Source organism: Methanofollis sp. (assembly GCF_028702905.1).
Lineage (GTDB): Archaea > Halobacteriota > Methanomicrobia > Methanomicrobiales > Methanofollaceae > Methanofollis.
The window spans coordinates 1-9,538 of record NZ_JAQVNX010000082.1; the positions used below are offsets into that span (position 1 = coordinate 1).

Genomic DNA, 9,538 nt, shown 5'->3' on the forward strand with positions numbered 1-9,538 from the left:
TGCGCCATCGTCGGGACATATGGTACGGGAAAGACGACGTTCGCCCTCCAGTTCGTCTATGAAGGGCTGAAGCAGGGGGAGAAGGCGGTCTTCATCTCCCTCGACGAAAGGGCCGAGATGATCTACAAGGATATCGAGAGGAAGGGATGGGACCTGGACACTTACAGGGACACCTCCCTCTTTGTGATCAAGCTCGACCCGACAGACTTCACCGTGGCGGTCAACCAGATGAAAAACGAGCTTCCAAGATTGATCAGGCAATTCGGGGCGACACGAGTCGTCATAGACCCCATCTCCCTCTTCGAGGGCCTGTTCACCGACGAAGCGACGCGGCGGCAGGAACTCTTCAGGTTTGTTGAGATGATGCGGGACGAAGCGTGCAGCCTCATCCTCACCTCGGAGACGAGCCAGAACAACCCCTATGCGAGCAAGTACGCCCTCATCGAGTACATGGCCGACACCGTCATCCTCCTCCGGTACGTGCGGCCCTCCTCGATCTCCGAGGTCCACCCGGCGGCCGAGGTCGTGAAGATGCGGGGCTCGAACCACTCGCGCGAGATCAAGCCGTACGAGATCCAGCGCGACAGAGTGCAGGTGTACTCGGAAGCGAATGTGTTTTGAGGGGCTTCAAGAAGAGTGCGTCGTGATCCCGCATGTTGATGGGGCGCCGCATCTCACTGGATCCCCTCTTTTCGATTGATATATCCTCTTGATTCCATGTGGTAAGGGCGGGTCCGCCGCCTTTCCCCACACTCTCTGCCGGGGGACTACAGCGAAGACCCGATGGTCTTCTCAAACTCCCTCCGGTCATCAGCGAAACCTCCGGTCAACGGCAAATCAAAGATTTGCCAGAACAGGAAAATCTTCGATTTTCCCGTATTTCTCGAACTCGCTATCGCTCGTTGCCCCCGGACCTCCAAAATCAGGATAGGACCGGGGAAGAGTGAACACGAGATCCCAAGGAGGGGGACTGCCATCCATCCTCTATCCCAAGGATTGGGGGGACCGGGGGGAGGGAGCGATAGCGACCTTGAGAAAATCTCTGATTTTCGAGTGAAACCCCCCGGCACAACCACCAGAACAGGATTTTACAGAGACAAATGCAGGTCATTCCATCAACATGACAGAGGGTTATGATCCGTATTGGGATGATTTGCCATGAAAAACATTTCATATGGTATGCCTGAGTCGTGTTCACGACTCATGCCCGATTCTCCAGAGTCAAGAGCATATTCAAAATATTTTTCCAATCATCGACAGAAGAACAGGGACGCATCCCCGGAGAAAAAAAGAATTTCAGACGGTGATCCCCATCAGGTTGAGGAGGACGAGGAGGACCACCCCGATCACCCCGCCGAGGGCGCAGATGATCACCGTCGCCCAGGAGATGGCAAGGTCGGTCCCGCCGATGTAGCCCATCAGGTGGAAGATGTTGATGAGGTACAGGCAGATGAGGCCGACCACGGCATTGATGATCAGGGTCATTCCCTCCTTCACGAAGTAGTAGAGGAGGGCGGCGACCGCGATCACCACGGCGATGGTAATGATGGTTTCTATCATCTATTTACCAATCAGACGCTGCTTATTTAACCTTAACGCCGGGAGAACGGCGCTTCCGACGAGCCGCTCCTCCCTCCCGATCGCCGCCACGGCGCCGAGGAGGTCGAAGACATTGCCCGCGAACATGGCGCTCCGCACTGGTTCGCCGAACTCGCCGCCCTCGATCCAGGTGGCATTGGAGAGCTCGACCGAGAAGTCGCCGGTGAGGGGGTTGGCCGTGTGCGCCCCGACAATGTCGTTCACATAGACCGCACGGTCGTCGTCGACGGTGTCGCGCGGGCCGTCGATGACCATGGTGTGGACGCCGATGGCAGGTGCCCCGCCGGGCCCGGCCCTGACCGCCGAGCCGGTGCTCTCCTGGCCATAGCGGTAGGCGGTCCGCAGGTCATAGGCATAGTGGGCCAGGACACCGTGGTCGAAGAAGGTGATCTTCCGGGCCGGCACGCCTTCGGCGTCGAAGCGCGTGCTCCCCAGGCCCCGGCGGGAGGGGTCGTCGAAGACCGAGATCTCCTCGCCGATGCAGGTCTCGCCGAGTTTCCCGGCAAGCCAGGACCGCCCGGCATGGACGTTCCTCCCCGAGAGAGCGGGTTCGAGGACATAGTCCAGGAACTGGGAGAGGGCGACAGGCGAGAGGACAAGGTCGTAGTCCCCGGTCTCGATCTCGCCGGCGTCGGCGCCGTGCTCCGCGAAAAAGGCCGCCTGTTCCCCGACATGGCGGGGGTCGAGGTCCATGAAGGGGGATGCGTCGAACTCGAACCCGGTCGAGCGCTCGTGGATGCACTCCAGGGAACAACCCGTGCTCGTCCTCTCCTGCTCGTACAGGATGCCGGAAGTGTTCGCGATCGTCACCTTTCCCCGTGCGAGGGAGGCCGAACCGCCGGTGACCGCGGCGTCGTGCTCCGCGGCGCCCTCCAGCATCTCCATACAGATCGACCGCGCCGTCCCCGCGTCCAGGCGGAGAGAGGCGTCGTTGATCTGCGGGGCGTCAGGGAGGGGGGCAGGGCCGGGAAGGCCGCCCCACTCCTGCGGGTGGGCGAGGCTGGCGCTTGCGAGGGCGGCGGCGAGGCACGCCTCCCAGTCCTTCGGGCTTGCAGTCGAGGAGACGCCGATGCGCCCGCCGACGACGACCCTGATCCCGATGCCGAAGCCCTTCGAGCCCCCGGCATTCTCGATCCGGTCGCGCTTCAGGTCGGCGGAGACAGACTCCCCCTCGGAGATATAGACCTCCACCTCGTCGGCCTTTGCCGCACCGGCACGGAGGATCGCATCAATCAGTTCCATTGCCACCCACCACCGCATCTTCAAGGAGCACATGGGGCGAACCGTCGCTCACCGGGACGCTCTGCCCGCCTTTTCCACAGTACCCCTCGTGCATCTCCCGGTCGTTCCCGAGGAGCGTGATCGCATGGAGGGTACCCAGGATATCCCCGGAGAGAGAGACGTCCCGGACCATCGTCCCGATCTCGCCGTTCTCGATGATGTAGCCATACTCGGCGTTGAACTGGAAGACACCCCGGCCGGGGTCGACCTGGCCGCCGCGGGAACCCTGCAAAAGCACGCCGTTCCGGCACTCGGCAATGATCTCGTCGTACGAGGCGTCGCCTTCCTCGATGAAGGTGTTGCTCATCCGCACCAGGGGCGCTTCGCCGGGTTCGGCCCGGGCATGGCCGGCAAGGCCATTGCCGACCGCGGCAAGGGTTTGCCTGGAGTGCATGTAGGCGTTCACCCTGCCTCCCCGGATCAGTTCGGTCCTCCCGACGGCGACACCCTCCGCGTCCACAGGCTCAAAACCGAAGTACGGAAGGGAGGGGTCGTCGACGATGGTGAGGAGAGGACTGCCGATGCTCTCCCCGGTCTTCCCGGCAAGCACGGAGTTCCCCTCCTGGATCAGGTCGCCCTCGCTCGCGTGGCCGATCGCCTCGTGGGCGAAGACACCGGCGAGTTCGGGGTCGAGCACGGCCCGCATCCTGCCGCCCTTCGCCGCCTTTGCGTCAAGGAGGGCGAGAGCGGTCTGTGCCGCTTTCTCTCCCATCTCCTGCCTGTGGCGGAGGTTGAGGCCCAGGATCGTGTAGTTGCTCTCCCGGCCCATCTGCATCTCGCCGTTCCGCGAGGCGACGGCAACCACCGAGAAACCGCAGCGCGGGATCTCGTACGAGTATTCGCAGCCCGAGGAATCGACAAAGCACACTTCTTCGATCGACTCGGCATACCGGGCCCGGGTATTGACGATCCCCGGCAGCCTGGCCGCCCCCTCGATCGAGGAGAGAAGTTCGGTCTTTTCTTCAAGAGAGACCTCGACCGGATCTTCGCCGGCCTTCGGCACAGGCAGGACGCCACGCTGCGGGGCGTCGGCAAGGTCGACCTCGTCGCCTGTGATCGCGGCAAGTTCGAGTGCCCGTGCGATCAGCCTGTCGCAAGGTGCGTCGGGGTCGAAGTTCTCCAGGGCGAGGATGCCCCAGCCCTGCGGGCCGAGCACCCTCACAACAGCCTGGTCAAAAAAACTGGTGCCTGCGGACTCGACCACACCATTGTCGATGTCGACGTGAGTGGCCGAGCCGCGGACATGCCTGATATCATAGTAGCGGACGCTGTCCATGCTTATGCTGCCAGATGGGTGCCGCCGATCGCCGAGGACTCGAGGGCCTTTTTCACCGGCTCGGCGGCGATTTTCTTGAGTTTGTCCAGGAAGAGCTCGCGGTTCTGCGGGACAAGGGCCGCTTCGAGCACCTCCTCGATGTGCGCAACAGGGATGACCTCGACCATGGAGCGGTAGCGGTCCTCGATGAGCACGTCGCCCAGGTTTGCCTTCGGGATGATCACCGTCTTGATCCCGGCCTTCGCGGCCGCCTCGATCTTGTAGGTGACGCCGCCGATGGGCAGGACGTCGCCCCGCACCGAGAGGGACCCGGTCATCGCGAGGTCCTGCTTCACCGGGATACCTTCTATGGCCGATATAACCGCAGTGGCAACGGAGATGGAGGCCGAGTCGCCCTCGACACCGCCGTACGTCCCGATGAACTGGATGTGGATGTCCATGTTCTTGATGTCCTTGCCGGTGAACTTCTTCAGGATGGCAGAGACGTTCTTGATCGACTCCTGGGCGATCTCCTTCAGGAGGCCGGTGGCGATGACCGTGCCTGCCGCCCCCTGGGTCGGGGTCACCTCGGCGACGATCGGGAGGACAGAACCGGAGTCGGCGCCCATCACGGCAAGACCGTTCACCCGACCGACCTGTGTGCCGGTCACGACGGTGAGTTCGTAGTCACGGCTGCGGCGGATGTACTCGTCGGAGATCTGCTGTTCGATCGAACGGGCCGAGTTCTTGGCCGCCAGCACGTGCCGGGCCGAGGTCACGTCGGCGCCCTCCTGCCTGGCGATGTCGCCCGCGACCCGGATCAGCCCGCCCATCTCACGGAGCTTCAGGGTGAGGTGGCCCTTCCTGTTGGAGCGGCGCTGGCCCTCCCGGATCACCTCTTCGATGGCGCTCCGGTCGAAATGCGGGACCTTCCCGTCGTTCTTGATCTCCTGGGCGATGAACCTGATGAACTTCTCCCTGTTCTCCGGGGTGTCGAGCATCGTGTCCTGCATGTAGACCTCGTAGCCGTAGCCGCGGATACGGGACCGCAGGGCAGGGTGCATCCCCTGCATGGCGTCGAGGTTTCCCGCGGCGATCATGATGAACCGGCAGGGCACGGCCTCGGTCCGGACCATGGCACCGCTCGAACGCTCCGACTGGCCGGTGATGGGGAACCCCCCTTCCTGGAGGGCGGTGAGCAGGTTCTGCTGGGAGTGCGGGGTCAGGGTGTTGATCTCGTCGATGAAGAGCACGCCGCCGTTCGCCCGGTGGATAGCGCCGGCCTCGACGCGGTCATGGGCCGGGGTCTCCAGGCCGCCGGACTGGAAGGGGTCGTGGCGGACGTCGCCGAGGAGGGCGCCGGCATGTGAGCCGGTGCCGTCGATGAAGGGGGCGATGCTGTTCGGTTCGCTGGAGACGAGGAGCTTCGGGATCATCGCATCCTCACGCGGCCGCGAGTACTGGAGGGCCATGAAGATGAAGGCGGCGGCGATGATGCCCATCAGCGCCTGGCCGGCGATGAGGGCGTAGCCGATAATGCCGAAGATCAGGAGCATGACGAGGGTGTTCCTCATCTGCTTCCTCTTCGCAGCCTCGGCCTTGTGGGCGGCCACGATCTGTTTGCCTCTTCCTGCCGCGACCGTCCTGATGATGGGATTGTTCGAGTCCTCGACATTCGGGTACACAAGGATGTCCTTGAGCTCCTCCTTGGGGAGGAGTTCGGCCATCGCCTTCGCAAGCATCGACTTGCCCGTTCCCGGGTTGCCGATCATCATCACGTGCCTGCGCTGGGTGGCCGCTTTCTTAATCACCTCCACGGCTGCGTCCTGACCGATCACCTGATCGATCAGCCGGGGTGGGACGGTGACCTCGGAGGAGCTTGTGATGGCAGAGCCCTGAAGGAGATCCTCGTCCGTTTTCTTCTCAAGGATGTTAGAAACAGTGTCTTGCATGAGCAGTGCAACCTCATTGGGCAATGATACTTATATACTATTTTCATGATAGTTTAAGTAGTTTCAGCTGGGGGAAAAACCAGAAATGAAGGTTGTATGCACAGAAAAATCCCAGATACTCGCCGTTCGGATCGCCGATGAACTCGGGGTCCAGGTAGCCGACACCCGCTTTGCCCGCTTCCCTGACGGGGAGCTGTACCTGCAGGTCCTCGACCCCCTGGACGACGAGACCGTGATCGTGGGGAGCGTCACCGATAATGACGCTTTTATTCAGTTGATGCTCCTCGTTGACGCCTGCGAGACGACGACAAATACTCTGGTCATCCCGTATCTCGGCTATGCCAGGCAGGACAAGAAATTCAAGGACGGCGAGCCGGTGAGCGCCCGCGTCGCCGCCCGGGCCCTCTCCCGCGGTGTCACCGACGTGATCACCGTCAATATCCACGAGAAGGACATTGCCGGGCATTTCGACGTCCCCTCCCACGACCTCTCGCTTGCGACTGAGATCGGGGAGTACCTGAAAGGCAGGAACCTCGACAACCCCCTGATCCTGGCCCCCGACTCCGGGGCTGCGGACTTTGCGGCCGAGATCGCGGCCGCAGGCGGGTGGCAGTGTGACTACCTGAAAAAGACCAGAATTTCCGGCGAGGAGGTCAGGATGGAGCCGAAGACCTTCGACGTCTCCGGCCGCGAGGTCGTCATCACCGACGACATCATCTCGACCGGCGGAACTCTGGCTACGGCGACGAAGATGCTCTATGCCCAGGGTGCGGCGGCCGTCCATGCCATCTGCGTCCACGGCGTCTTCACCGGCGGGGCCTATGTCCATCTCAGGAGTGCCGGAGTGAAGAGCGTCGTCTGCTCTGACACGATCGAGCGGGCATGCTCCGAGGTCTCGGCGGCACGGTGCATCGCGGCAGCTCTGCGGAAATGTTAGAGGTCGACGGGTCCGTCGGGGAGGGCGGCGGGCAGGTGGTGAGGACCGCGGTCGCCCTTGCGGCCCTCACCGGCACGCCCATCAGGGTCACGAAGATCAGGGCAAAGAGGCCGAAGCCCGGGCTTGCGGCCCAGCACTGCACGGCGGTGCAGGCGGTCGCCCTCGCCTGCGGGGCGGAGATGAGGGGGTGCCGCCGGGAGAGCGACACCCTGACTTTTGCGCCCGGCGAGAACAGAAAGACCGCAATCGACCTTGCGATCGGCACGGCCGGGAGCATCCCCCTCGTCCTCCAGGCCTGGTTGCCTGTGGCCCTGGAGGCAGGGGGGACGATCACTCTCACCGGCGGGACCGAGGTCTCGAAGAGCCCGACCATCGACTATTTTTCCGAGGTGCTCGTGCCTCTCCTCCGTGCCCACGGGGCGAAGATAGAGGTGGAGGTCCTCGGCCGGGGATACTTCCCGGTCGGCGGCGGACGGGTGCGGGTCATGGTCGAGCCTTCGAAGCTCGCCCCCCTCGCCATCGGAGGGGTGCCTGCCCATGCCGGGATCATCTCCTGCTCCCAGAACCTCCCCGACCACGTGGCCGAGAGGCAGGCACAGGCGGCATCTGCCGCCCTCCCCGGTTTCCCGGTACGGATCGAGAGGACGCCCGGGCCTGGCACAGGGACATCGGTGACGGTCTTTGAAGGAGCGAAAGGCGGCGTCGCCGTCGGGAGGCGTGGCCTCCCCGCGGAAAAGGTCGGCTGGATGGCGGCAGACGAACTGCTCGCCGCCCGGTCGGTCGCCTGCGATGTCGACGTCCACCTCGCCGACCAGCTCCTTGTCTACCTTGCGAGGGCCGGGGGGTCGTACTCGGCGCCAGAAATATCGAGCCACGCGGCGACGACCTGCCGCCTGCTCTCCCTCTTCGGCTATGAGATCGCCGTTTCAGGCGCAACCCCGGCGGTGTTCTCGGCATGAAGGCGGTCCTCGACGCCACGGCCTTCTTCGTGGACAGGCCCTATGCCGGGGAGCTGTACACGACGCCCGAGGTCGTCGCCGAACTGGTGGACCTCAGGGCAAAGTGCCGGTACGAGGCACTCCTTGCAGAGGGGCTCGCCGTTGCCAGCCCCTCCCCGGAGAGCACCCTCGCCGCACGGGAGGCGGCAGGGAAGAGCCGCGACATCGGCGTCCTCTCACCGACCGACCTCTCTGTCCTCGCCCTCGCCCGCGAACTCGGGGCCACGGTGTACACCGACGACTTCGCCCTCCAGAACGCGGCACTACGCCTCGGCGTCGCCACAGAACCGATCCAGCAGAGGCGGGCCGCAAAGGTGGCATGGAAATACCGCTGCACCGGCTGCGGCCGGTACTTCGGGCACGAAGGGGAGTGCCCTATCTGCGGTTCGGCGATAAAGAGGAAGAGGCGGTAGGCCTTCAGGGGGCGACGCCCCCCGTATCGCCGGGAGGAGGAGCCCCGCAAACGCTTAAATATCCATCCGAAGACCACTCTTCTATGAGTTCCCTCGACGAACTGATCAACAAGGCGCAGGTCCTCCTCTCCGACGGCCATAGTCCGGAGCAGATCGCAGACGAGCTCTCCCTCTCGATGGAGACGGTGACCTGGCTCCTGACGCAGCAGCGGAGTGCCGAGGCGCCGAAGGACGTGCACATCGACTGGACGGCGATGAGCAGCGACGCGGGAATGCTCGACCTCGTCGGGCAGATGCTGACCAGGCGGCACGAGGGCGCCGTCGCAGACGGGCAGTTCCTCTCCGGCCCCGAGGCCGCCGCATACGACACCGTCGTCGGCATCTCCCTCTCCGGAGTCCCGATGGCGACGATCATTGCCAGCCGGGCGGGAAAGAGGCTTGCGATCTACCACCCGGCAAAGCACAGCCCTGCCGAGAAGAAGGTCGGTTCGATCTCAGGGAACTTCGCCTCGATCGCCGGGCACGCCTGCGTCATCGTCGACGACGTGATCACGACAGGCAGGACCCTCCACGAGGTCGTGGACTACCTGCGGTCTCATGGGGCGCGGCCGGTCGCGATCTGGGTGATCTTTGACAAGAGGGACGTGCGGGCCGTCGAGGGAGTGCCTGTCCTCCCGCTCTGCACGGTCTCGCGGATCGACTGAGATCCCCTTTTTTTTATCTGAGAGGCCATCCAGGAGCGTATCGAACACTCTCTCACCTCGATGAAATAACTCGTATCCGGCTCTGAAAAAATGGCCCTGTAGAATCAGACATGAGTCGGGAGCACGCCTCAGGCATACCGCATGAAAATTGTTCTGAGGAGTTCGTCTGGTCAAAGTGCCTTCCCGCACGCTTGCGCCGGGGGCGCTGCCCCCGGACCCCCGGAATTACGATAGGACGGGGAAGGCAGAGGGCGAACCTTTTCTGAAGGTGGTTTTGTCCTCTCCATCTCCATCATGGGGTGCTCGTTGAGAGTCAAAACCTCATGAAAACCCGGAGAACGGATCTTCTGGATCATTTTCATGGTAAATCCTTTTCAGGGGTGCCTGGCCCGGGGGACT

9 protein-coding genes are annotated in these 9,538 nt (G+C 63.3%); 5 read left to right on the forward strand and 4 right to left on the reverse strand.

Features of this window, described 5'->3' with window-relative positions; all coding sequences use genetic code 11:
* The coding region (locus PHP59_RS09465; protein WP_300166356.1) for a KaiC domain-containing protein at positions 1–621 on the forward strand (621 nt) is incomplete at its 5' end.
* Positions 622–1,296: 675 nt separating this feature from the next.
* On the opposite strand, the gene PHP59_RS09470 is transcribed toward PHP59_RS09465, so the two are convergent.
* From PHP59_RS09470 to lonB, 4 genes are read right to left on the reverse strand one after another with little or no spacing between them, the layout of a single operon-like run.
* A complete protein-coding gene (locus PHP59_RS09470; RefSeq protein WP_067046523.1) occupies positions 1,297–1,560 on the reverse strand; it encodes a pro-sigmaK processing inhibitor BofA family protein in 264 nt (87 codons plus the stop codon).
* Positions 1,561–2,841 carry a TldD/PmbA family protein gene (locus tag PHP59_RS09475; protein ID WP_300166359.1) on the reverse strand — a complete coding sequence of 427 codons (1,281 nt, stop codon included), beginning with the start codon at positions 2,839–2,841 and terminating at the stop codon, positions 1,561–1,563.
* Positions 2,828–4,156 carry a TldD/PmbA family protein gene (locus PHP59_RS09480; RefSeq protein ID WP_300166361.1) on the reverse strand — a complete coding sequence of 443 codons (1,329 nt, stop codon included), beginning with the start codon at positions 4,154–4,156 and terminating at the stop codon, positions 2,828–2,830. Before PHP59_RS09480 ends, PHP59_RS09475 begins: the two co-directional genes overlap by 14 nt.
* Positions 4,157–4,158: 2 nt before the next feature.
* On the reverse strand, positions 4,159–6,087 hold the full coding sequence (lonB, locus tag PHP59_RS09485; protein ID WP_300166363.1) for an ATP-dependent protease LonB: 1,929 nt from the start codon (positions 6,085–6,087) through the stop codon (positions 4,159–4,161).
* A gap of 85 nt (positions 6,088–6,172) precedes the next feature.
* On the opposite strand from lonB, the gene PHP59_RS09490 reads away from it, so the two are divergent.
* From PHP59_RS09490 to PHP59_RS09505, 4 genes are all read left to right on the forward strand, one after another.
* On the forward strand, positions 6,173–7,024 hold the full coding sequence (locus PHP59_RS09490; RefSeq protein WP_300166365.1) for a ribose-phosphate diphosphokinase: 852 nt from the start codon (positions 6,173–6,175) through the stop codon (positions 7,022–7,024).
* On the forward strand, positions 7,018–7,983 hold the full coding sequence (rtcA, locus tag PHP59_RS09495) for an RNA 3'-terminal phosphate cyclase (protein ID WP_300166367.1): 966 nt from the start codon (positions 7,018–7,020) through the stop codon (positions 7,981–7,983). Before PHP59_RS09490 ends, rtcA begins: the two co-directional genes overlap by 7 nt.
* Positions 7,980–8,435, forward strand: coding sequence for a nucleotide-binding protein (locus PHP59_RS09500; RefSeq protein WP_300166369.1), 456 nt, complete (start codon positions 7,980–7,982; stop codon positions 8,433–8,435). The genes rtcA and PHP59_RS09500 overlap by 4 nt, the downstream gene beginning before the upstream one ends.
* 83 nt (positions 8,436–8,518) lie before the next feature.
* A complete protein-coding gene (locus tag PHP59_RS09505; protein WP_300166371.1) occupies positions 8,519–9,139 on the forward strand; it encodes an orotate phosphoribosyltransferase-like protein in 621 nt (206 codons plus the stop codon).
* Positions 9,140–9,538: the final 399 nt, after the last annotated feature.

What these genes read in the sequence shown, in the direction of transcription:
- PHP59_RS09505 (WP_300166371.1), top strand. Translation starts at nt 8,519, where the DNA reads ATGAGTTCCCTCGACGAACTGATCAACAAGGCGCAGGTCCTCCTCTCC.
- PHP59_RS09480 (WP_300166361.1), bottom strand. Translation starts at nt 4,156, where the DNA reads ATGGACAGCGTCCGCTACTATGATATCAGGCATGTCCGCGGCTCGGCC.
- lonB (WP_300166363.1), bottom strand. Translation starts at nt 6,087, where the DNA reads ATGCAAGACACTGTTTCTAACATCCTTGAGAAGAAAACGGACGAGGAT.
- PHP59_RS09475 (WP_300166359.1), bottom strand. Translation starts at nt 2,841, where the DNA reads ATGGAACTGATTGATGCGATCCTCCGTGCCGGTGCGGCAAAGGCCGAC.
- rtcA (WP_300166367.1), top strand. Translation starts at nt 7,018, where the DNA reads ATGTTAGAGGTCGACGGGTCCGTCGGGGAGGGCGGCGGGCAGGTGGTG.
- PHP59_RS09490 (WP_300166365.1), top strand. Translation starts at nt 6,173, where the DNA reads ATGAAGGTTGTATGCACAGAAAAATCCCAGATACTCGCCGTTCGGATC.
- PHP59_RS09470 (WP_067046523.1), bottom strand. Translation starts at nt 1,560, where the DNA reads ATGATAGAAACCATCATTACCATCGCCGTGGTGATCGCGGTCGCCGCC.
- PHP59_RS09500 (WP_300166369.1), top strand. Translation starts at nt 7,980, where the DNA reads ATGAAGGCGGTCCTCGACGCCACGGCCTTCTTCGTGGACAGGCCCTAT.